24 protein-coding genes and 1 tRNA gene are annotated in these 23,600 nt (G+C 39.1%); 23 read left to right on the forward strand and 2 right to left on the reverse strand.

Translation table 11 applies throughout. The features are described from left to right. Positions 1 to 17: 17 nt before the first annotated feature. The 13 genes from LDL79_RS00995 to LDL79_RS01055 all read left to right on the forward strand — a co-directional run bounded on the left by LDL79_RS00995 (position 18) and on the right by LDL79_RS01055 (position 12,558). Positions 18 to 926 carry a hypothetical protein gene (locus tag LDL79_RS00995; protein ID WP_225598820.1) on the forward strand — a complete coding sequence of 303 codons (909 nt, stop codon included), beginning with the start codon at positions 18 to 20 and terminating at the stop codon, positions 924 to 926. Further along, entirely contained in the window at positions 886 to 1,221 is a 336-nt protein-coding gene (locus LDL79_RS01000) for a hypothetical protein (protein WP_225598821.1), read from the forward strand. Before LDL79_RS00995 ends, LDL79_RS01000 begins: the two co-directional genes overlap by 41 nt. A gap of 390 nt (positions 1,222 to 1,611) precedes the next feature. Next, positions 1,612 to 3,093: a Na+/H+ antiporter NhaC gene (gene nhaC / locus LDL79_RS01005; protein WP_225598822.1), complete on the forward strand. Its 1,482-nt coding sequence runs from the start codon at positions 1,612 to 1,614 to the stop codon at positions 3,091 to 3,093. 251 nt (positions 3,094 to 3,344) lie between these two features. Continuing rightward, the gene (locus LDL79_RS01010; protein ID WP_072982709.1) at positions 3,345 to 3,983 is read left to right on the forward strand and encodes a peroxiredoxin; all 639 of its coding nucleotides are present in this window, start codon (positions 3,345 to 3,347) and stop codon (positions 3,981 to 3,983) included. 57 nt (positions 3,984 to 4,040) lie between these two features. Next, a complete protein-coding gene (locus LDL79_RS01015) occupies positions 4,041 to 4,355 on the forward strand; it encodes a thioredoxin family protein (protein WP_225598823.1) in 315 nt (104 codons plus the stop codon). Continuing rightward, on the forward strand, positions 4,336 to 4,584 hold the full coding sequence (locus LDL79_RS01020) for a DUF6952 family protein (RefSeq protein WP_009779762.1): 249 nt from the start codon (positions 4,336 to 4,338) through the stop codon (positions 4,582 to 4,584). Before LDL79_RS01015 ends, LDL79_RS01020 begins: the two co-directional genes overlap by 20 nt. A gap of 375 nt (positions 4,585 to 4,959) precedes the next feature. Beyond that, positions 4,960 to 5,460, forward strand: a complete 501-nt coding sequence (gene tpx, locus LDL79_RS01025) for a thiol peroxidase (protein WP_072982710.1) — start codon at positions 4,960 to 4,962, stop codon at positions 5,458 to 5,460. Between the two features lie 3 nt (positions 5,461 to 5,463). Continuing rightward, positions 5,464 to 5,841 carry a diacylglycerol kinase family protein gene (locus LDL79_RS01030; RefSeq protein ID WP_072982712.1) on the forward strand — a complete coding sequence of 126 codons (378 nt, stop codon included), beginning with the start codon at positions 5,464 to 5,466 and terminating at the stop codon, positions 5,839 to 5,841. A gap of 208 nt (positions 5,842 to 6,049) precedes the next feature. Next, entirely contained in the window at positions 6,050 to 8,437 is a 2,388-nt protein-coding gene (locus tag LDL79_RS01035) for a DNA translocase FtsK (RefSeq protein ID WP_225598824.1), read from the forward strand. Then, positions 8,430 to 9,095 (forward strand): outer membrane lipoprotein periplasmic chaperone LolA1, encoded by a 666-nt coding sequence (locus tag LDL79_RS01040; RefSeq protein ID WP_225598825.1) that lies wholly within the window; start codon positions 8,430 to 8,432, stop codon positions 9,093 to 9,095. Before LDL79_RS01035 ends, LDL79_RS01040 begins: the two co-directional genes overlap by 8 nt. Positions 9,096 to 9,102: 7 nt before the next feature. After that, positions 9,103 to 10,713 carry an LptF/LptG family permease gene (locus LDL79_RS01045; RefSeq protein WP_225598826.1) on the forward strand — a complete coding sequence of 537 codons (1,611 nt, stop codon included), beginning with the start codon at positions 9,103 to 9,105 and terminating at the stop codon, positions 10,711 to 10,713. Between the two features lie 265 nt (positions 10,714 to 10,978). Continuing rightward, positions 10,979 to 12,124, forward strand: coding sequence for a 3,4-dihydroxy-2-butanone-4-phosphate synthase (gene ribB / locus LDL79_RS01050; protein ID WP_072982717.1), 1,146 nt, complete (start codon positions 10,979 to 10,981; stop codon positions 12,122 to 12,124). A gap of 80 nt (positions 12,125 to 12,204) precedes the next feature. Continuing rightward, entirely contained in the window at positions 12,205 to 12,558 is a 354-nt protein-coding gene (locus LDL79_RS01055) for a hypothetical protein (protein ID WP_225598827.1), read from the forward strand. Here the strand turns inward: LDL79_RS01055 and LDL79_RS01060 are convergent. Further along, positions 12,553 to 13,182, reverse strand: coding sequence for an NAD(P)H-dependent oxidoreductase (locus tag LDL79_RS01060; RefSeq protein WP_225598828.1), 630 nt, complete (start codon positions 13,180 to 13,182; stop codon positions 12,553 to 12,555). The two genes, LDL79_RS01055 and LDL79_RS01060, sit on opposite strands and share 6 nt — an antisense overlap. Before the next feature lie 202 nt (positions 13,183 to 13,384). Here LDL79_RS01060 and LDL79_RS01065 point away from each other — a divergent pair, with 202 nt between their 5' ends. The 3 genes from LDL79_RS01065 (at position 13,385) to LDL79_RS01075 (ending at position 15,125) form a co-directional block, all read left to right on the forward strand. Next, a complete protein-coding gene (locus LDL79_RS01065) occupies positions 13,385 to 14,047 on the forward strand; it encodes a SanA/YdcF family protein (RefSeq protein ID WP_225598829.1) in 663 nt (220 codons plus the stop codon). Positions 14,048 to 14,199: 152 nt separating this feature from the next. Further along, positions 14,200 to 14,284: transfer RNA gene (locus tag LDL79_RS01070), tRNA-Ser, on the forward strand. Between the two features lie 241 nt (positions 14,285 to 14,525). After that, complete coding sequence (locus LDL79_RS01075; RefSeq protein ID WP_225598830.1) at positions 14,526 to 15,125, forward strand: alpha-ketoglutarate-dependent dioxygenase AlkB family protein; 600 nt, start codon at positions 14,526 to 14,528, stop codon at positions 15,123 to 15,125. Positions 15,126 to 15,153: 28 nt separating this feature from the next. Here LDL79_RS01075 and LDL79_RS01080 read toward each other — a convergent pair whose 3' ends face one another. Beyond that, the gene (locus tag LDL79_RS01080; protein WP_225598831.1) at positions 15,154 to 15,732 is read right to left on the reverse strand and encodes a DUF421 domain-containing protein; all 579 of its coding nucleotides are present in this window, start codon (positions 15,730 to 15,732) and stop codon (positions 15,154 to 15,156) included. A gap of 179 nt (positions 15,733 to 15,911) precedes the next feature. On the opposite strand from LDL79_RS01080, the gene sbnA reads away from it, so the two are divergent. From sbnA to LDL79_RS01115, 7 genes are all read left to right on the forward strand, one after another. Then, the gene (sbnA, locus tag LDL79_RS01085) at positions 15,912 to 16,889 is read left to right on the forward strand and encodes a 2,3-diaminopropionate biosynthesis protein SbnA (RefSeq protein ID WP_225598832.1); all 978 of its coding nucleotides are present in this window, start codon (positions 15,912 to 15,914) and stop codon (positions 16,887 to 16,889) included. Beyond that, positions 16,889 to 18,652 (forward strand): FAD/NAD(P)-binding protein, encoded by a 1,764-nt coding sequence (locus LDL79_RS01090; protein ID WP_225598833.1) that lies wholly within the window; start codon positions 16,889 to 16,891, stop codon positions 18,650 to 18,652. Before sbnA ends, LDL79_RS01090 begins: the two co-directional genes overlap by 1 nt. Next, positions 18,642 to 20,069 (forward strand): Y4yA family PLP-dependent enzyme, encoded by a 1,428-nt coding sequence (locus tag LDL79_RS01095; RefSeq protein ID WP_225598834.1) that lies wholly within the window; start codon positions 18,642 to 18,644, stop codon positions 20,067 to 20,069. Before LDL79_RS01090 ends, LDL79_RS01095 begins: the two co-directional genes overlap by 11 nt. A gap of 8 nt (positions 20,070 to 20,077) precedes the next feature. After that, positions 20,078 to 20,341 (forward strand): SemiSWEET family sugar transporter, encoded by a 264-nt coding sequence (locus LDL79_RS01100; protein WP_167596704.1) that lies wholly within the window; start codon positions 20,078 to 20,080, stop codon positions 20,339 to 20,341. Further along, positions 20,338 to 20,883 carry a hypothetical protein gene (locus LDL79_RS01105; protein WP_225598835.1) on the forward strand — a complete coding sequence of 182 codons (546 nt, stop codon included), beginning with the start codon at positions 20,338 to 20,340 and terminating at the stop codon, positions 20,881 to 20,883. Before LDL79_RS01100 ends, LDL79_RS01105 begins: the two co-directional genes overlap by 4 nt. A gap of 2 nt (positions 20,884 to 20,885) precedes the next feature. Continuing rightward, a complete protein-coding gene (locus LDL79_RS01110; protein WP_225598836.1) occupies positions 20,886 to 21,293 on the forward strand; it encodes a hypothetical protein in 408 nt (135 codons plus the stop codon). A gap of 127 nt (positions 21,294 to 21,420) precedes the next feature. After that, positions 21,421 to 23,559, forward strand: a complete 2,139-nt coding sequence (locus tag LDL79_RS01115; RefSeq protein ID WP_225598837.1) for a catalase — start codon at positions 21,421 to 21,423, stop codon at positions 23,557 to 23,559. The last annotated feature ends 41 nt before the right edge of the window (positions 23,560 to 23,600 follow it).

A 23,600-nucleotide genomic window follows, 5' to 3' on the forward strand; every position in this document is an offset into this window, starting at 1 on the left:
CGTTAAAACCCGGGATTATGAACACTGCATTTACCCCAGATTCTAAGCTGCACGACCTTATCCGCCTCCTCTGCTCCCTGAGTCGGGTACATACGGTCTATTTGATGCGGCAGGTAAGCACAAACCGCACCCAAACGTATACGGGCGGCTTAAGTATCTCGATTAAACCTGAAACGCGGGAGGTACTCAGCCTGCTAGTGATCAGTCACGAAGAGGTAGCCGACCCTATGCACATACAGCACAGCCTATTGAATAAGACGCAGGGCCGCTATGAAGTCTTTAGCATACACCTTACGCTACGAGAAGCCAACAGTCGTATCCACTGGGGCAGTGCTTTTTTAAACCGGGTGCTCCGGGAATGCCTACTGCTGTACCGGGAAGACCAGCGGCTGGAGCTTCCATCAGGCTACCTGCAGCATCCGCAGGTGTATACCCGTATCGCAAACCACTGGAACACTCGCCTACAACGCGCCAGGTATTTTGAAACAAAGGCGGTAGACTGTGAAGACCCTCAAAGCAATTACGGGAAATACCTCTTGCTCCAACAGGCGGTGCAACAGGCCTGTCTAGGCCTCATCTATGTGTTCTGGGAGTACCAGCCGTCCTGCTTTGCGCTTCCTTACCTGTTGCACCTGTGCGAACACTTTTGCGATCTGCCCCAAATCCTCTATCCCAAACGCTCCTTCAGATCCCACCGGGTTTATACGCTGTTGTGCCACGCAACCTATAACCTGCACGAGAAAACGGGAAGGGATACTATAGATACTGATGCCTACAAAGCGGAACAGCTTACCTACCGGTTTATCAAAGCGGCGCGTCAACGGGCGGAGGAAAAACTCCGCGAATTAAAGAAACTACACCATACACCTTCTAAAACAAGCACCTATGAAAAAGAAACAGATACGGGAACGGCTGAATGCACTTAGAGCCCAAAAGCTGGTACACCTGACGCCCAAAACCGGAAGAACCGGGCGCTATTATGAAGGCACCTACCGGGTGAGCAGTTACAGCGACCTGATGTTTTTAGTAACCAACCTGATTAAAGTATCAGTCCTGGCTTTAGAAAAAAATGAAGGGGTCGCCGCGCAGGAACTACCGGATCCGCAATACAATGTGCTGCAAGTACTGCTTCATGCGTTACAATTAATCCCTGTAGAAGAGCTGGAACTTATAGATGAGCTTGCGCAATTGCTTGAAGAGGTAAATGGAGATGAACTGTAATGGGATTCTGGGTTTATGAGATTTGAACCTGAACTAGAAAGCATAAAGACATCCCTCCAAACCTCCCTTCAAAGGGAGGCTTCAAGTTTAGCGAAAACACTCCCTTCCTTTGGGGATCAGCCAAATATAGGAAAGTCAATGATGATGGGATTAGACCCGATGGTCGAAATGACCAATTGGTAAAAAAGCTGCTAGTTAATACCATCTTTGGATCTTGAATATTTGAAACCAAAACTGCTAATCCTAAACTGCAAACTGCTACTGCCGCTTGTCTTTTGCCTACTTCAAAATGCTATTTTCGTTTTTTGTATTTCCTATGTTCAACTATGCTATACAATAAAGTTATATCCCAAAGAATGTTTATTATTGTAAGCATCTTAAAAAACACCTATGAGCAATCAGGATCAGGATCCAAAAAATCAAGAAATTGTAGAAAACAGAGAATTATCTATATGGGAGGCTTTAATTCCTATTATAGCTCTTGTTGGGATGCTGGCATACAATGTATTTGTTTTTGGTGATGATGCGCTCAGCGGTTCTAATCAGTTCATCTTGCTATTGGGAGCAGCCGTAGCTGCCTTAGTGGGGATTTTTAATAAAACTTCTTTTGATACGATGATGGAAGAAGTTGCGCAGAATATTAAATCTACCGCAGGGGCCATTTTAATCCTCTTAATGGTGGGTGCCCTTGCAGGAACTTGGCTCATTAGCGGGATCATCCCTACAATGATTTATTACGGACTCCAAATTTTAAATCCGTCTATATTTTTAGCCGCTTGCGTTGTGATTTGCGCAATAATATCGGTGGCCACCGGAAGCAGTTGGACGACCTCTGCTACCGTAGGTATTGCATTAATAGGTATTGCTAATGCTTTAGGCATCTCTTTAGGAATGACTGCCGGAGCTATTTTATCTGGCGCGTATTTTGGAGATAAACTCTCACCTTTGAGCGACACGACAAACCTTGCTCCTGCAATGGCGGGGACAGATTTGTTCACGCACATTCAATATATGTTGTATACCACTGTGCCTACGGTGACTATAACATTAATCGTATTTATCATTATTGGCTTTAATATAGAGACTAGCGGTGACGCCGATACCTCAGTGATTTTGACAGCTATTGATGACGCATTTACTATTAGTCCGTGGCTTTTTCTGGTTCCGGCAATCGTCATTTTTATGATCGTTAAAAAAACCGCTCCGCTTATTGCACTATTGATTGGTACACTTTTAGGCGGAATTGCCGCTCTTATTTTTCAACCGGAAATCGTTGCCACTCTAGGCGGTAGCGAAACCTTGAGTCTAGAAAGCGGATATAAAGGAATAATGAATGCCATTACTGTAGATACGGCTATAGAAACGACTAATGAAAATCTCAATGATTTGTTCGCCGCAAGCGGAATGGCAGGTATGCTGGGCACCATCTGGCTCATCATTTGTGCAATGACCTTTGGTGGCGTGATGGATGCCATTGGAGCATTGGCACGTATTAGTAAATTTATGTTGAATCTTTTTGAAAGCACCTTTGGCCTTTTTGCCAGTACGGTGGCTACGTGTATAGGTCTCAACGCTACTGCGAGTGATCAATATCTTGCGATTGTCGTTCCCGGAAAAATGTATGCAAAAGCCTATAAAGACAAAGGTCTGGCTCCTGAAAATTTAAGCCGAACCCTAGAAGACAGCGGTACCGTCACCTCGGTCTTAGTGCCTTACAATACTTGTGGTGCTTATCAAAGTGGTGTTTTAGGAGTTTCGGTAGCTGATTATTTTGTGTATGCGATCTTCAACTGGCTCAGCCCGTTTATGACCTTGATCTTTGCAGCTTTCCGTATCAAAATCCGCAGTTTAAAAGAGGCTAAAGCTTTCTAAACTGTTAAATTTAATAGCTACGGAAATTAATTAAAAACAATGCGTTATCAACCTCGCAAAATAGCTTCAGATATATTAGTATTTTGACAGTTTCCTCGACTAAAATTTAGCACAATCCTAAAAAAATAGATTTCCTCTACTAAGCATAAGCATTTCTTATACTGAAATAATTTGTTTGCATTTATATCTTGTAAATACTGGTTTTTCCCTGCTATTTTTGCAGTAGAAATAAATCATTAAAAACAAACAATATGACATTAGTAGGTAAAGAATTTCCAAATCTTGCAGTTGATGCTATGAACGAGATGGGAGATACTTTTAAAGTAAACATCCTTGAAGAAGCAAAGAGCAAAAACAAAAAAGTATTGCTTTTCTGGTATCCAAAAGATTTTACATTCGTATGCCCTACAGAGCTTCACGCTTTTCAGGCTGCTATGGATGAATTTGAAAAGCGCAACACTATTGTTATTGGTGCTTCTTGCGATACTCCAGAAGTACACTTTGCTTGGTTAAACACTCCTAAAGATAACGGTGGTATTGAAGGTGTAACGTATCCAATTCTTGCAGACACTAACCGTAACTTAGCAAACCGCCTTGGTATTCTTGATGTGACTAACGAGCGTTATGATGAAGAAAGCGGTGTATTAACTGTTGACGGTGATAACGTAACCTATAGAGCTACCTATTTGATCGACGAAGAAGGTACTGTTTTTCACGAAGGTGTAAATCATATGCCGGTAGGTCGTAACGTAAAAGAATTTTTACGCTTAATTGACGCCTATGCACACGTACAGAAAAACGGTGAAGTATGTCCTGCAAACTGGGAAGAAGGTAAAGACGCAATGAATGCTAACCGTGATGGTGTTGCTTCTTACCTAGCATCAAATTAATTTCTTTCACCCAACTTCATTTTTTAAAGAAATTAATCACCTTAAAATTCAATTCTTATGATTCAAGAACTTGATCAAGACAACCTTTCAGAATTAGTTAGCGATAACGAGACTGTTGTGGTTCAATATATGGCAAGCTGGTGTGGAAACTGCAGATTGATGAAGCCTAAATTCAAAAAGCTGGCTTCAGAAAATGAAAATGCTAAGTTTTACTTAGTAGATGCAGAGAAATATCCCGAAAGCCGAAAATTGGCAACGGTAGATAACCTACCCACTTTTGCCACGTTTAGAAACGGAACTTTTGTTAATCAGGTACAAACCAACAAGTTTGAAAACCTAAAAGAACTCGTAGATGAAGTTACCAGTAATTAAACATTTACAGAAAAATAACAGTGCTGAAGCTTTACAAAACACCATTGATGTTTTAGAATCTTTTACCGAGCACCGCTCGTGTACAGATAACGATATGGATGTTGTAGGTGAATTGATCACCAATCTTTGTGGAGCAGTAGAAATGCACCAAATGATAGCAGATGGAATGTCTGAACGTGATGCAGCAAACGGTTTTGCGCAAAAGGTTCTAGGTTCTATCGACAGATAAATTGCCATTGGGTATGCCCATCTGTATAGATTGGCTCACGAGACACAGGTTCAAAATCATTTTGATTAGAGTTTGTGCATCAAGATGTTACCCTTTGGCGATGCCAATAAATAATGTAGGTTAGATTTTTTATTGAAAAGAGTCCTCAAGTCAGTTGATTTGAGGACTTTTTTTATGCACGGAAATCAAATTACGCGCTCCTATCTTCTAAATAGTGATTACCGCTTCAATTTAGCATTCCTTTAATTGTAGGTCCATTAGCTTATAAGTACATTTACGTTGCAATTGTGTGCGCATTGATTGCTAAAAAGATTCCTCTTTACTAACACAATTGAAGTCCCAAAGATTGGGCGATCTAATTTCAATTTAAAAACTATGGCTACTATTACCCTAGGCGGAAATACTACGCATACTTCTGGTGAACTCCCTAAAGTGGGCACCGCTGCTCCTGACTTCAAACTTGCTTCAAAAGACCTTGCTCAAGTAAGTCTTGAGCATTACAAAGGCAAACGCATTGTGATGAATATTTTCCCAAGTGTAGATACCGGGGTTTGCGCTGCTTCAGTACGACATTTTAATAAAGATGCTGCAGCTCTTGATGATACGGCAGTATTGTGTATCTCACGCGATTTACCATTTGCTCAAGCACGTTTTTGTGGTGCCGAAGGTCTTGACAACGTAGAAACACTCTCTGACTTTAAAGATGGTAGTTTTGGTAAAGACTACGGGCTAGAAATTGCCGATGGTGCTTTTGCCGGACTACATTCGCGCGTTGTGCTTGTTTTAGATGCTGATCACAACATCATTTATGAAGAACAAGTGCCCGAAATTGGTCAAGAACCCGACTACGAAGCTGCCTTAAGCGTTCTCAACTAAAGTATGACTGACCCGGAAACCAAAGAACATTTTGTAGTAAATAGAATCAAGGCCTTTAAATATGCTTTTAAGGGCGCTTGGTTACTCCTCAAAAACGAACCTAGCATTCAGGTGCAGAGTTTGTGTGCGCTAGTGGTAACCGTTTTAGGCTTTGTTTACGAGATATCTTCGGTAGAATGGTGTATTCAATTATTGGCTATTGGGTTAGTTCTGGCGGTTGAGGGGCTGAATACAGCTATTGAAAAAATAGCCGACTTCATTCACCCGGATTACCATAAAAAAATTGGAGTGATCAAAGATGTTTCTGCGGGAGCGGTCACCTTTGCTGCTGTTATCGCGGCAATTATAGGCGGTATCATTTATATCCCTAAACTGTTCTAAAATTTTATAAGTTTAGTACCGTTTGATATTTGTACTTTTACGCGCTAATCAATTTATATGAATTAGTTAGCGCTAGCATTACACCTATTAATCGTAGCAAAATCAAACTCTTACAGTAAATTTTGGCTTTGCTACCATACTTTAAAAATTTTTGAAGCTTCAAGTTGCTTCTTGAAGCCCAACCGCGACTCTAGAGTTTACGCTTATAATGGCCAGAAAAAAGACTAAAACTAAAGCAAAATCTAAAACGACTAAGCAGTCCAAAAAAATCTCTTTTGTACTGTCTAAACAACAAAAGATCGTACTGGGAAGTTTTCTATTCCTTCTAGGGCTGGCATTGTTGTTTTCTTTTATCTCCTATTTTTTCAGCTGGCAGGCAGATCAGAGTACGCTCAACGATCTAAGCGATCGCAGTTTACAATCTCAAAATTGGCTAAACAAATTTGGTGCTGCCCTAGGGGATTTCTTTATTTATCAAGGCTTCGGCCTTGCCGCGTTTACTATTGCAGTTCTGGTTACCTTAACCGGATTTTATTACTTTTTTGACAAGCCTAAAAAACGACTTCAATCTTTTTGGTTTTGGGGTATTATTGTAATGCTTTGGTTTGCAACCTTTTTAGGTTTTTTCTCAGAAACGAGTCCGTTACTTGGCGGAATGGTAGGTTTTGAACTTAATGATTTTCTTCAGGATTTTATCGGGCTGATCGGCACCATTCTTGTACTTGCGTTTGTTGCGATTGTATATTTCGCCGTAAGGCTAAAACTGACCCCTGAGCATATTGCGCACTTTTTCGCAAAGCGGAAGCAAGCCTTTGCCTCTGAATTTAATTCGCAAGACGATGAGGATAATGAGTTTGTAGATACGGCGTTTGATAAAGATAATATTGAATTACCTAAAGAAGCTCCAGAAGAAGAACTTGAAGAACCACAGTTAAAAACAACTCCTGCTCAGCCTGCTCCGGCTCCTACTCCGGTTAAGGAAAAAGATACTCCAAAAGATGCAGACGAGGATTTTGAGATCGAAATTGAAGAAACTGTCGAGGAAGAGGAAGTCGTTGAAAATTTAAGTACAAAACTCGTACAGGATTTTGGAGAGTTTGACCCAACCCTAGAACTCAGCAATTACCGCTTCCCCACTATTGAATTGCTTAAAGATTATACTAAAGGTCAAAGCATTACTGTAGATCAGGAAGAACTTGAAGAAAATAAAAATCGCATTGTAGATACACTTAAAAACTACAAGATTGATATTGCGCACATTAAAGCGACCGTTGGTCCTACAGTAACGCTATACGAGATCGTTCCGGAGGCCGGAATACGTATTTCAAAAATTAAAAATCTTGAAGATGATATTGCGCTTTCTTTAGCTGCATTGGGTATTCGTATCATTGCTCCTATCCCAGGAAAAGGTACCATTGGTATTGAAGTTCCTAATAAGAATGCGCGTATCGTTTCTATGCGTTCCGCGATCGCTTCACCTAAGTTTCAAAATGCAGAAATGGAACTCCCGCTTACGTTGGGTAAAACCATTTCTAACGAAACCTTTGTGGTCGATTTGGCAAAAATGCCGCACTTACTTATGGCGGGTGCTACCGGCCAGGGTAAATCGGTAGGGCTGAATGCAATTCTTACTTCGTTATTGTACAAAAAGCATCCTGCGGAAGTAAAGTTTGTATTGGTTGATCCTAAAAAAGTTGAACTTACCTTATTCAATAAAATAGAACGCCATTATCTGGCGAAATTACCAGATTCTGAAGATGCGATCATCACTGATAATACTAAAGTGATCAATACGCTCAACTCGTTGTGTATTGAGATGGATAAACGTTACGACCTGCTCAAAGATGCGATGGCGCGTAACATTAAAGAATACAACGCCAAGTTTAAGCGACGCAAACTCAATCCTAACGACGGACATAAATTTCTGCCGTATATCGTTTTGGTAATTGACGAGTTTGCCGATTTAATTATGACCGCCGGTAAAGAAGTTGAAACACCTATTGCACGTCTTGCACAGTTGGCTCGGGCTATTGGTATTCACTTGATTGTAGCCACCCAAAGACCTTCGGTGAATGTGATCACGGGGATCATTAAAGCCAATTTCCCTGCCAGAATTGCCTTTAGAGTGACATCAAAGATTGACTCGCGTACCATTCTTGACAGTCAGGGTGCAGATCAATTAATAGGTCGAGGTGATATGCTGTTTACCCAAGGAAATAGTTTAATACGTGTGCAGTGCGCATTTGTAGACACTCCTGAAGTTGAAAAAATCACAGATTTTATCGGCTCGCAGAAAGCGTATCCTGAGGCACATCAACTTCCTGAATACGTAGGTGAAGAAGGTGGCACAAGTCTTGATATAGATGCAAGCGACCGGGATGCCTTGTTTATGGAAGCTGCCGAAGTTATTGTAACAGCGCAACAAGGAAGCGCGTCTTTATTACAACGAAAATTAAAATTAGGATATAACCGTGCCGGTAGAATTATAGATCAGCTAGAAGCTGCCGGTATTGTTGGTCCGTTTGAAGGTAGTAAAGCAAGACAGGTACTCGTGTCTGATATGAATGCATTACATCAACAATTAAACAATGAATAACATGAATTTTTCTAAAATAAAGATTTTTACGCTTGCCCTAATTGCATTGGTTTCTGTAAGCAGTGCATTTGCGCAAGATGCTAAAGCTAAAAAACTTCTAGATCAGGTTTCTGCTAAGGTAAAAACCTATGACAATATGTTTATTGATTTTAAGTACGGCTTGTCTAATGATGCCGCCGGAATCAATCAGGAAACGCGTGGTGATGTGACCTTAGATGGTGATAAATACAAATTAAACCTGATGGGAACTACGCAGATGTATGATGGTAAAAAATTATACACTATCGTTCCTGAAGATGAAGAGATCACCATTTCTACTCAAGATCCGGGAGATGACGATGCTATTACGCCGTCTAAAATGCTTACGTTTTTCAACGAGGGGTACACTTATAAATGGGATATTGAGCAAAATGTAAATGGTCGAAAAATTCAATATGTGAAGCTTACGCCCATGGATTCCAACAGCGAATTAAAATCGGCTTTATTGGGTGTTGACGCACAAACCAAGCACATTTATCGCTTGATTATGACCCAAAACAACGGAAGTAAGATCACCATTACGGTCAACTCGTTTAAGACAGACCAACCTTTACCGGGTAATCTTTTTACCTTTGACGCTTCAAAATACGGAGATTATTACATCAATAATTTAGACTAGTTTTCTCTTGAAGATCCTTGACCGGTACATACTACTCACGTTTATCAAGAATTTTTTAAGCACGTTCATCATTTTGATGTTCATATTTGTGCTTCAGACGGTATGGCTTTATATAAAAGAGCTGGCCGGCAAAGATCTTGATCTCGTGATCATCGTAAAATTCCTGCTCTATTTCTCTCCCCGCCTGGTTACGCTGGTACTGCCATTAACGGTTTTGCTTACCAGTATTATGACCTTCGGAAACTTTGCTGAGAATTATGAGTTTGCCGCGATGAAATCTACCGGAATCTCTTTACAGCGCGCTATGCGCAGTCTCACAATTTTCATTTTAGCTCTGGCAGGAATCTCCTTTTTGTTTGCAAACTATGTGATTCCTGCTGCAGAGTTTGAGTCGCTTAATCTCCGCCGAAACATCGCTCAGGTAAAACCTGCGATGGCGATCACAAAAGGGCAATACACCACGATTGGTGAAGATTATGTGATGAAAGTCGCCGATAAACAAGGAGACAAAGGTCAGTTTTTAAAAGATGTGATCATCTACCAAAAAGATCCCAGCCGCGTGGGTAATTACACGGTGATCAAAGCACGTGAAGGCGAACTCATTAGTGCTGAGGGCGACAACGTGCTTTCTTTAAAACTGATTGACGGAAATTACTATGACGAGGTCGAGCAAAAAGATTTTAGAAAACAAAAACGCGAACCTTTCGTCAAAAGTTATTTTGAGACCTACACGATCAATATTGACCTTTCTGAGATTGATAATGTAGATATGGATGAAAAGAGTATAGACAATGCGTACACTATGCTTACGGTGAAGCAGCTTAATGATACGCTGGTTGACATTTCTAAAAATTACAACACCTATCTAGCTTCGTTAGGAAAAGCTCAGGTACGCGAAATGCAGTTGCGCAAACTAGACACTTCATATCTTAAGAATATTCCGCGGGATACTACGCGAACGCTCAATCCTGATCTTATTGAAAATTTTGAGTTTTCTGAGCAAATTCAAGTGTTAGATTATGCAAAAACCACGGTTAAGAACACCATCACTTCTATTAAAAATCGAAAAACCGATAATTCGGTTAAGGTGAAAACCTTGAGCAAATATGAGATCGCACTGCATGAGAAGTTTGTGCTAGCCTTTGGTTGCGTAATCTTGTTTTTTGTGGGGGCTCCGCTAGGTGCAATTATCAGAAAAGGTGGTCTTGGACTTCCTATTGTTGTGGGAGTAGTGCTCTTCCTCACCTATCATTTCATTGGAATTTTCGCCAAAAACAGCGCCGAGGATGGCAGCGTTGCCGCTTGGTTGGCAAGTTGGTTAAGCACCTTAATTCTATTTCCGTTAGGCGTTTATTTAACCTATAGAGCTACAACTGATCAAGGACTCTTTGACCTTGACGGATTTTTAGATCCGGTTAAAAAATTATTCCAAAAGAAAAAAGATCAAAAAGTTGATCCTGAGCAACCGCTGGCTGATTTCAATCTAAGCAATTCAGAAAAAGCGATTCTTAAAACAAAAACGAAACAGGAATTAGAAGATATAATCGCTAACTACAAAGCGTACGGCTACTCTTCGACTTTTAAAGAAGCAGCAGAAACCTTACACAAAAACATTTAAGCAGTATTAATTTTGCTTGATATTTTCAGTAAACTACCTCAGGGTAAGGCTATGAGGCAATAGTTAGAAACAAATATTCAATTTCGAGGCATCCCGATAGCTATCGGGACGAAGTATTAAACCCTTTGGCGGTGCCAATTAAAAGCAACCTAAATCGTACCTTTACGTTATCGTTAAGTTAGCGCCTAACGATGTATAAATTGATAGGAAATGCTTCGATTTTTAAAAATAGAGTTAGCATTCTTTTACCATTAAAAATTCAATTATGGCAGCGCAAACGCTTACCAAAGAAATACAATTAAATACCATTCCTGAAGCGATAGAAGATATCAAAAAGGGAAAAGTAATCATTGTTGTTGACGATGAAGATCGGGAAAATGAAGGTGATTTTCTAGCTGCCTCTGAAATGGTTACTGCCGAAACTATAAACTTTATGGCGACGCACGGCCGTGGCCTTATTTGCGCACCTATTACTGAAGAACGTTGTAAAGAACTGAAACTCGAAATGATGGTAGGCACCAATAGCGACCCTATGGAAACTGCATTTACGGTTTCGGTTGATTTAAAAGGTCACGGCGTTACCACAGGTATAAGTGCTTTAGATCGGGCAAAAGCGGTTAAAGCCTTTACCAATCCTGAAATGAAACCCTGGGATTTCACAAAACCCGGACATATTTTTCCGTTAAAAGCCAAAGAAGGCGGCGTTTTACGAAGAACCGGTCACACCGAAGCTGCAATTGATTTTGCCCGTTTAGCAGGTTTTGCTCCTGCCGGGGTGATCGTCGAAGTGATGAATGAAGATGGGACGATGGCTAGATTGCCTCAACTTGCTGAGATCGCTAAAAAATTTGATCTAAAAATCGTTTCTATTGCTGATCTGGTTGCCTATCGCATGCAGCACGATTCGCTGATTGTTAAGAAAGAAGATTTTACGATTCAAACGCATTATGGTGAATTTAGACTTCGTGCGTACCAGCAAACCACAAATGACCAAATTCATATTGCGCTTACCAAAGGCACCTGGGTTAATGATGAGCCGGTGCTTGTGCGCGTAAATTCGACTTTTGTGAACAATGATATCCTAAGCACACTTACCGAACAACCGGACACCAAACTGGATCAGATTTTTGAAGTGATCAATAAAGAAGGAAAGGGCGCTGTGGTGTTCATCAATCAGGAAAACTTTGCAAGTAAACTTTTGTATCGTCTTGCTGATCTAAAAGAACGTCAAGAATCAGGACGCCAACCCAATCCACATCCTAAAATGGATTTGAAGGATTTTGGTATTGGTGCGCAGATTTTACACGATTTAGGTATTTCTAAGATCAAATTGTTATCCAACAGTGAGGAGCACAAACGCGTAGGTATGATAGGCTACGGACTTGAAATTGCCGATCGCGTACATTATTAAACGCTTAATTTTCAGAAAGAACTGTCACTCCGCTTCTCTTTTTTCGTATTTTGAATATCAAGCATTCAAAAAACGATTTTATGAGAACACAACGTTACGCTTCAGTTTTACTCATTTTTGGCTTCGGAAGTTTTATGCAAGCCCAGATAGCATCTCAAATGCATCTGACCGAGCCTGATTCTTTGGTCACTAATCAACCTTTAAATCTGAATGAACAGGATTTTTCAATTTCTGATTTAAATGATTTTGAAAACAGGTTTGAAGCTTTTGAATTCCTTCAGCAAAAACCCAACGGATTTAAACCATTAATGCCCATTTTAAAGCCTGACGATTCTTTTGAATACAAAATGCGCTATTTAGATCACGAAGATCCCTATCAATACAATATGCCCATTTTAGAACCAATTATGATTAACAGGTTTTATCAATCATAAATGGATTATAGTTTCCTTTTGAGGACGGCGCACCTTTTTGAAATCGGCAAACATATCGTCAGTGGCGCGGTATCCCACAGGCAACACTAAAGCAGAAGCAAGATTGTGTTTTTTGAGTTCGAGGATTTCGTCAAATTTTTCTGGTTCAAAGCCTTCCATAGGGCAGGCATCTATCTTTTCTAATGCACAAACGGTGAGTAAGTTCCCTAAAGTTAAATAAGCCTGACGAATAGCCCATTCCCGAGTATCAGCCTTAGGCTGTTTATCAAATTTTTGCTCTAGCATTTCTCTAAAGGGTTTGAGAATGGCATCGGGAGTTTCCCGCACTTCTTTCACCCTGTCAAAATAGTTAGTTACAAAAGGTGCTTCAACTTTACGCTCAACGCAAATTACTAATACGTGAGAGGCATCTAGCACCTGACTTTGATTCATTGCGGCTTCTTTTAAGCGCTGCTGAAGTGTTTTATTTGAAATTACTACCAAACGCACCGGTTGCAATCCGTAAGACGTCGCTGTAAGGTTAAATGCTTCCTTTAAGATATCAAGCTTATCCTCCGAAAGGATTTTGGAATCATCGAATTTTTTAGTTGCGTAGCGCCATTTTAGACTGGAGATCACATTCATTTGGGTACAATTTTTTGTAAAGATACTGTCTTACTTTTGCTCTTGGCTTATAAAAAGCTAAGGAATTCTTATCTAACCATTAAAAATCTCAACTATTTAAGAGACTTTACCTCATTTATTACATACGTTGTTACCTCTAGATTACGTTTGCATTAAAACAAATGATAAGTTTACAGTCTAGAAGTTGCTATGCTTTTTATTTATGCCGATTAAGAAATTACTTGCTTTACGTGTGTTGCGCTATCTAGTCCTATTTGGATTATTGATCTTACTGCTCACCTCTTTTCTCGCCTATCATATCAATGACGAAACCGAAGCCTATATTTATGATTCGGTAGATGCATTGCCTGAGACCTATACCGGTCTTGTTTTGGGCGCCAGCGTGCGACGTAATGGCGAACTATCTACAATGCTTAGAGACCGTGTTGAGTCTGCCCTACTACTCTACAAACGCGGAAAAATAAAACGCTTTCTGGTTTCTGGTGACAACCGAACAACCAATTACAATGAACCCGTTGCTATGAAGAACTACCTTTTAGATCGCGGCGTTCCAGAGGAAGATATTTTTATGGATTTTGCCGGGTTTGATACCTATGATTCGGTGTACCGCGCATCCTATATTTTTGAGGTAGATAATGCAATTGTTGTATCACAGCGTTTTCACCTGCCGCGAGCTGTTTACATTGCCCGTCGTATGAACCTTAATTTTTATGGTTACAACGGTGATCGCCGCGAATATGAGTTGGAATCCCGCAACAGATTTAGAGAAGTTGCAGCAAATGTAAAAGCCTGGGTCGAACTTTTGATCAATAAAGAGCCTCATTTTAAGGGAGATAAAATCCCCATCACCGGAAAAAACAATTAAGCGAAAAAATCCTTAAAAAAGTGCATTGTCAAATAGAAAAATGTTTCTATATTTGCACCCGCAATCAGCAAATAGCTGATGAGACACTCAAGGAGAAATGGCAGTCCCGATAGCTATCGGGAGGTCAATGCGGCAAAACCGATTCCTTATTTGGAGAAATGGCAGAGTGGTCGAATGCGGCGGTCTTGAAAACCGTTGAGGGTCACACCTCCGGGGGTTCGAATCCCTCTTTCTCCGCAAAAAGCCCCATAATCATAATGATGACGGGGCTTTGTTTTTATAGGTTAAACTATATTATTCCCTTTTTTATCTTCAATAGCAAAGGCTAAACCTGGTTGTTTCTACATTTCTATTATTCTTTGTCTAAATTTTTTATAATGCTAAACTTATCTCTAGGTTTAAAAGCTTAGGATTTTCTAAATTATAGGTTGCCCTTTCTTTAAACTTTAAATCAAACTATGTAAATTCAGATTCCAATATGCTTCCAAGAAATAAAACAGAAAACCTATTGCCTTATGATGGTTGCGTGGCATTTGATCCTTCATTCATTGACGTCACAATGCAAGCATATTATATGGATGTTTTCTCCAATACAATTCCTTGGCAATCTGATCGAGTTGTAATTTTTGGTAAGACAATTTACACCCAAAGAAAAACTGCTTTATTTGGAGATTCAGGCTTAACTTATACCTATTCAGGTACCAAGCGCCAGTGCGAAATATGGAATCAAGATTTGCTGAATTTGAAAGCCAAATTGGAAGATCAGCTTCACGAAACATTTAACAGTTGTTTATTAAACTATTACCCTGATGGAACTACTGCTATGGGATGGCATAGTGATGATGAGCGTGATTTGGTTGCAAACGGTACTATTGCAACCTTAAGTTTTGGAGCTACACGCAAATTCAATCTGAAGCATAATGAAACCAAAAATAAAGTGAGTTTTGAGCTGCACGCTGGGAGTCTGTTAGTGATGAAAGATGAAACACAACAGTTTTGGAAACACAACATTTCCAAAACTAAAAAGGTTACAACCCCTCGTATAAGTTTGACTTTTCGTCAACTAATAAAACATTGAGGACTTAATCGGTAACTTATAAGGCTTCCTACAAATTTGAATTTTTATTTGGCTTAGCTACAGTATCATCAGAACTAGAAGTAGGCCAACCTTTTATTCCCTTTAAAATTTTTTTATCGATGCTTTGATGATCGGGTCCGTGTAATACAGACATATCACCTGTAGTTTCTAAAATTACGGCATACACTTCTTTAAAATTTAATGCGTTGGCCTCTCTCAATTTAGCAATAAGGTCATCTTCACCAACATTAGTTTTCTTTAAATTTTCGTAGAAAATCTCTCCTTGATACATTAATACCACAGGATCGTTAGATATTAAATGTTGCATCGTTTTCGATTTTCGCCTTAACCACGAAAAAATACTCTGAAAAGCCACAATACAAGCGAGCGCAATTGTCCCCTTAACTAGTGATTGATTTGTATTTAAAACAATTGAGGCGAGTACGGAACCAATCGCAATGGTCGCAGCAAAATCAAAACTCGACATTTTGGCAAATGTACGCAGTCCATTGATACGCGTAATTACAATCATCACAGTAAAAATAGAAATTACTGACAGTACCACTTTGATTATTGTAGTCTCTGAAACAACAAGCCAATTTTCCATATACATTCCATTTTAATAATTATTGCTAGAAATTATAAACATTAAAGTTCTTAATGATTGCTAATTCTAGGTTTTAGAGCATTTTAACGGGTTAATGTTAATTTTTGTTATTCTGCTAGTTCACAAAATATGCGAAATATAATTTTAAGTAAACAACCATATAACTAACCATAATTCCTATGTACACGCAATTGCCCACACAGCCCCTACGTCGAATTGAGAAATCCTCCGTGCTTGATACTATCGGGAACACTCCACTCATACACCTCAAGCGACTATCTTCTATTACAGGTCGTGAAGTTTACGCTAAAATGGAAATGGCCAATCCTGGTGGAAGTATTAAAGATCGCACTAGTTTAGCAATAGTTGAAGAAGGAATTCGCAAAGGTCATTTTACAAAAGATACTACCTTGATTGAGAGTAGTAGCGGAAATATGGCTGTAGGTTTGGCACAAGTATGTTGTTATTATAACATACCTCTGATTATCGTAGTTGATCCAAAAGCCAATCCGCATACATTGAAGATATTAAACGCATATGGGGCTAAAATCAATAAAGTAAAAAAACCTATTGCTAATGGCGGCTATCTGGGGGCACGACTTGCTCGAATTCAGGAGTTACTTCTGGAAATCCCGAATTCGGTATGGACGAATCAATATCAAAATGAATCCAATCCGAAAGCGCATCATCGTACGATGCGAGAAATATATCAAGAGCTACCGGAAGTAGATTATGTTTTCGCCGCAACCAGCACTTGCGGTACCCTGATGGGGTGTGCCAATTACATTCAAGCGCACGGACTGAATACAAAGATGATTGCGGTAGATGCGGTCGGAAGCGTTCTTTTTGGTCATAAACCTCAAGAACGTCATATTCCAGGCCATGGTGCAGGACTACCCTCCCATTTTTTGAGAAGAGAAGCTATTGAAAGTGCGTGTCATATCTCAGATATGGAATGTGTTGAAGGATGTCATAAGCTTTTAGATACCGAAGGTATTCTTGCTGGCGGTTCTTCAGGAGCAGTCTTAAGCGCCTTTTTAAAATTACAGCAGCAGCTGCCTGAGAATAGTAAAAGCGTATTAATTCTTTGCGATCGAGGAGAGCGTTATCTTGATACGCTTTATAATCAAAACTGGGTTCAAAGTCATCTAAAATAATGGAGTTCGCTGATTTTCACATAGGAATCATAGGTTTAGGACCTAAAGGCTTTTATGGATTTGAAAGGCTCGTAGCTGAACTTGATCGTTGCGATAATTGTAGTGCTATAACTATTCATTTGTTCAACGAAACTGAAAATTTTGCAAGTGGGTGGATCTATGATCCTAATCAGCCCGAATATCTTTTGATGAACTATCCCAATAAATATATTTCTTGTAGTCCTTCAAATGCCTTGCAACCGCTTATCCCTATTCAATCTTTTAGTGATTGGTTAAGTTCAACGTATAATCTCCCTAAAGAGCAAGTTGATTCACAGGTAGCTCCTAGAGCAGTAGTGGGAAGGTATTTACAGTATTATTTTGAACGTATTCTTAGCGCTGCACGTATTAAAATTAATATTCAACTACACACTACTTGTGTCACTGATATCCTGAAAGAAACAGAGGGTTATAAATTGCTGACAGAAAACACTTGTTGCAAGGATATACATTTTCAATCGCTTTTAATTACAACAGGCCACAGCCCTGCAATTCAAAGCTGTAAGCAGCAAAAGAAAGAATCACAATGCTATATCCCCTTTGTCTATCCACTTTGCGAAAACCTTAATCCTATTCCCCCTCAATCCACCGTGTTGTGTAAGGGTATGGGACTTACAGCCATAGATGCCATTCTTGAGTTGACTGAAGGGCGTCGAGGGGTATTTAAAAAAAATACATCAGGGGCTTTCGATTATTTAAAATCTGGAAATGAGCCGGCATTGATAATTGCATATTCACGTTCTGGTATTCCTATTGTACCAAGAGGGGATCAAGCAGATATGCTAAATTCAACTAGTCATTTTCTAAAAAATAAGATCGATTCAATTTTAAATTCGCATACTCGTGTTGATTTTGAAAGGGACATACTGCCTTGGATCAAACTAGACATTGAATCAGCGTATTATCAGATGCTTTTTAAAATGTATGGGTTTGAGTATACACCTTCTGATGTAGCACACTTTAACGCAGCAAAGACTGATTTTCATAGATTGAATTTAGCAATAGCTCCCTTTAAGGCAGATGAACTCCTCTACCCCGAAGCACATTCTAATCTAGATTATGCTAATTCACCTGAAAACTATTGGAATTTTTGGATTAAAGAATTAGATCAAGCGCAAAGTCCATGGGTAGCTGCAGCAAGTGCGTGGAGGAGTCTTTCTAAAGAGTTCAATAGACTTTACCAAACAGCACTTCTAACTTCTAAATCAAGAAAACGGTTTCAAGATACTTATTTCGGACTTTTCAACCGGATTGCATATGGGCCTCCAATTGAAAATATTAAAAAAATGCTGGCCCTGCATCAGGCCGGAATTCTCAATTTTTCATTTGCAAGACATCCGAGTACAGTATCTACCAAACGTGGGTGGACGGTTACATTAAATGATCGTAAGCAGGATGCAGACTTTATGATTGATGCGCGAATACCCCGTAAATTCACCAAATCATCCGCAATACTTTTTAATGGAAATAGCACGACCTCTTTGTTCTCTTCCCCTCAAGAGCAAGATTGGATAGATTTACATTGCACCATTGAAGGGCACCCAATTTCATCATCCGGAGCCATAGAAAAAAACATCGTTTTATATGGTACCCCCACAGAACATATACTATTTGATAATGACTCGCTTTCTAGAGCACATAACGATACGTCAAGTGCCTGGGCGCGTAACACTGTAAAAAACGTTCAAGAAATCAAAAATTACAACCTTACTTATGAATCCTAATTTACCTGCACTAACTCCTATTACTTCTCAATGGATGCATCAACTTATAGGCAATTTTGACCTTCTAGAGCACCTCTTAGAGGCATATGGTTCGCCAATAAATCTGCATCATTTAAAAGCATTTCAAGAAAATATAGAAGAGTATCAGAAAATTTTAGATACCCATCAGATCAAGTATCAATTGTTTTTTGCCAGAAAAGCAAATAAATTTAAGAATCTCATCCCTGCCGCAGCCCAAATGAATATAGGTATTGATACCGCCAGCTACCCCGAACTTCAACAATGTTTAGATCTTAATATCAGCTCAGACAAACTTATCTCTACTGCTGCCATTAAGAATAAAAAATTGTTGCAAACTGCTATTGAGCAAGAGGTTTTACTTATCATAGATAATCAAGATGAATTCGATCAGGTTCTGGCGCTCTCTACTCAACTTAATAAAAAAGTAAAAATTGGTATACGCATTTCAGGATTTGATTTTCAAGGTTCTCAATTAAAAAGTCGTTTCGGGTTTGATATCACAGCCGTTACTCAATTTATAGAGCGTTACTTTAAAGATGCTACAGTTTTAGGTAAAATTCGTTTAGAGGGTTTTCATTTTCATTTAGATGGTTATAGTACCGCTCAACGTGGAACAGCGCTTCATCAAACCCTAGATCTTATCGAAATATTGAAACCTCTTGAATTACCTATTTCTTTTATTGATATAGGTGGAGGAATATTGATGAACTATCTGCAATCTCAACAAGAATGGGATGGGTTTCAACACGTATTAAAACAGGCTGTCTTAGAACAGCATCCTTCTATTACTTACAATAACGACGGTCTAGGTTTTACTATGCGCAACGGGGAACTCGAAGGACATTTGCAAACGTACCCATATTACAACGAGAATACTAAGGCTAATTTTCTCAAAGAAATTTTGGAAACGCCTAATCAAAATAATAAAACTGTTGTTCAACGACTGCAAGCTAATAGTATTGAATTACGTCTAGAACCGGGGCGTAGTTTACTGGATCAAGTAGGAATTACCGTAGCCCGTGTAGCGCATCGCAAAATAGATGCAGAAGGAAATCACCTTGTAGGTTTGGAAATGAATATGTCCCAATTAAAAAGTTCAAGTGCCGATTTTCTTTTAGATCCTTTTGTAAGCTATAAACATCAAAAATCTAATGCTGAATCTGTTCCTGTATATTTTACTGGAGCCTATTGTCTGGAGCGGGATATTTTATTGAAACGCAAAATCATGTTACCACAGCTTCCCGAAATTGGAGATGCAGTCCTATTTGTGAATACCGCTGGTTATATGATGCATTTCTTTGAAACTGAAGCCCATTTGTTTGAGCGTGCTCAAAATTTAAGCATTGCTGAGTACCAAGAAGATTATCAATTTAAGAATTTTGATCAGGAATATTAGACAAGGTCATGGAAACAATTGTAGGAACGACAGCTAGCATTTTTACGACAATAGCAGTACTCCCTCAGGTGTATAAAGTGTTACGCACTAAATCTGCCAAAGATATATCCTTACCTATGTTTATGTGCCTATTAATAGGTGTAGGGTCTTGGACCATCTATGGCATACTCAAAGAAGATTGGCCTATTATTATAACCAATGGGCTGTCTTTTCTATTTAATGGAATGATGGTTTACACCAAATTGAAATATGATAAATCATATACAAGATGAAAAACTTTATCAGTACAAACAAACGTGCTCTAATGGGTGGTTTTATCACCTTTGTATTTCTTTTAGTTGCAGTTTTTGTATTAGGAAATATAAGCGGTTATGAAGGTAAAGTGCTTATTGAAGCCTCTCTTTCTGGTATTAATATGTTGTGTAATACTATCGTTTTGGGCTCTGCTACCATTTTAACCTTATTGCTCACGCTCCTGGGTATCAGCACAAGTTCAAGATCTACATTAAAAAAAGCACATTATAAGCAGGTCGCGAATATTGCAAAATTAGATACTGTACTATTTATTTTTGCCTTAGTGCTTTTTCAGATTTTTAATATTCCAATTACTGAATCTGAGCAAGTACCCACCTTTTGGTTTAAATATATTTATTGGGCAACACTCTTTTCATCCTCTTTACTAAGCGGTATGATGGTTACTGTTGTGCTCTTACTCTATACCACTGTCACCAATATTATAACAATTGTAGGTTTGGGTAAGGATCACTACCTGATATCTGAGGAGGAAATTGAAGAGGAAGAAAAACAAACCTAGTTATGAATATCGTCTCCTTATTTTTGATCACCTTAGCAAGTACTACAGTAATGACTTTATTCAGCTATGGCTTTAGTTGTTTAGTGCATCAAAATTTAGTGGAACCTTATTGGCTAAACCGACTGCTTTTTAAAAGAGATGGCTGGCGTTCCCCTTACGGATGGATCACCCATTATATTACCGGAATTGGTTTTCTATACTTAATCGATCTGCTTAGGAACTATTTTTCGTTTCCTCAGTATTTAGAAATTTTAATATTCGGAGGGTTAGAAGGTGGTTTAGGAATCTTGATGTGGATACTTCTTTTTTGGTTTTCCAAGCCTTCAGAAACTTTTGACAGACAACGTTATTACCTCAATTTATTGATCGCACATATTCTTTTTGCAGCTACTGCCTTAGCTTTATTATGAGTTACTATTGCAACCTTATGATTTAAGATAATTTTAATTAATCTATAAAAATACTTTAACCTTTTAGATAGCATATGTATTGATGCAACTGTCTAATTTTAAACAGTTACTAACCAATATTGATGCTATGAGTAAAAAGCAAACTAACGAGTTTAAATCAAAAAAAATTGATCAACTCGAGCAATCCACCAAGGATTATCAGGATCAGGTCATGACCACCAACCAAGGGCTTAAAGTCAATGACACAAATAATTCACTAAAGGCCGGAGAACGTGGTCCTACGCTACTGGAAGATTTCTTATTACGCGAAAAAATCACCAGTTTTGATCATGAGCGAATTCCAGAACGAATTGTTCACGCACGCGGTAGCGGAGCTCACGGGTATTTTGAACTCTATAAGAGTATAGAGAAGTATACCAAGGCCGGACTTTTTACCGATACTAAACGCAAAACTCCTGTGTTTGTAAGATTCTCTACCGTCGCAGGCTCTAAGGGTTCTCCAGACTTAGCTCGCGATGTACGAGGTTTTGCTGTAAAATTTTATACTGATGAAGGAACTTGGGATTTAGTTGGAAATAATATGCCCATTTTCTTTATTCAGGATGCGATGAAATTTCCTGACTTAATTCATTCGGTAAAACCAGAACCCAATAATGAAATTCCTCAAGCAGCTTCGGCGCACGATACGTTTTACGATTTTGTTTCTAGGGCGACTGAAACCTTACACAATCATATTTGGGTAATGAGTGATCGAGCCATTCCTCGAAGCTACCGTATGATGGAAGGTTTTGGTATTCACACGTTTAGATTTATAAATAAAGACGGTAAATCTCATTTTGTGAAGTTTCATTGGAAACCAGTGCTAGGAGTTCATTCCGTAACTTGGGATGAAGCTGTTAAAATTAATGGTGCTGATTCAGATTTTCACCGTCGAGATCTATGGGAAGCTATCGAGGCCGGTCAATATCCTGAATGGGAGTTTGGAATTCAAGTGGTTCCAGAAGAAGATGAGCACAAATATAATTTTGACCTGCTCGACCCTACCAAATTGATTCCAGAAGAATTGGTTCCGGTAGAAATAATTGGGAAAATGACCTTAAACAAAAATCCTGAAAATTTCTTTGCAGAAACCGAGCAAGTAGCTTTTCTTCCAGGTCATATAATCCCTGGTATCGATTTTACTAATGATCCGTTATTACAAGGACGTTTGTTCTCATACAGAGACACCCAATTATCGCGACTCGGAAGTCCTAATTTTCATCAAATTCCCATCAATCGTTCGGTAGCACCACATCATAACAATCAAAGGGATGGACATATGCAAACCGAAATCCCTAAAGGTCAAACTGCGTACTTTCCTAATTCCCTAAGTATGGGTTGTCCGCATTTGGCTAAAATGGCTGAAGGCGGATACACACACCACCAAGAGCGTATTGATGCGCACAAGATACGAGGACGCAGTGCCAGCTTTAGTGATCACTACTCTCAACCTGCTCTTTTCTACCGCAGTTTATCTTCTTGGGAGCAACAACACGTAGTTGATGCCTATACTTTTGAACTTGGTAAATGCAATCATAAACATATTCAAGAGCGTATGTTATGGATCATCAACCAGATTGACCAAGAATTAGCCAAGAAAGTTGCTGACGGCTTAGGATTGACCGTACCGAAGAAAATAGATGAACCCGTCAATCAAGCGATTGGTGCAGATGCAGACATTGAAAAATTTCAGCCTAATTCTAAAAAACAATATCTAGATAAAGATTCAAGTTTAAGTCAAGCCAATACTAAATTTGACAGTATTGCAACACGACAAATAGCATTTTTAGCTGCAGACCAGTTCGATATGAAACGTTTTGAACCTTACAAAACTGCTTTAGAGCAAGCTGGAGCAATGGTTAAAATATTAGCACCGCACGGAGGTTCGATAACTTGTGATCAAGGTATGAAACACGAGGTTGATGCCGCCATTTTAACAACAGAAAGTGTGCTTTTTGACGCCGTATTAATTACCGGAGGTCAAAAAGCAGTTAAAAGCTTGCAAGCAAAAGCTAAATTTCAAAAGTTTGTCAATGAAGCTTTGAAACATTGTAAAGCTGTTGCTGCTTTGGGCGAAGGCGAAGCACTTCTAAAACACAGTGCATATAAACACTATGACAAAGATAAAGCCGTATTTATAGATGCTAAGCCAAAAGCATTTATCGATGCAATAGCGCAACACAGAAACTGGGAGCGTAAAGATAAGGTTGAAGGTATTGCCGTTTAGCTTATCCAATTATTCCATAAAAAAAAGGCTGTCATTGACAG

The organism is Leeuwenhoekiella palythoae, assembly GCF_020310025.1.
GTDB lineage: Bacteria > Bacteroidota > Bacteroidia > Flavobacteriales > Flavobacteriaceae > Leeuwenhoekiella > Leeuwenhoekiella palythoae.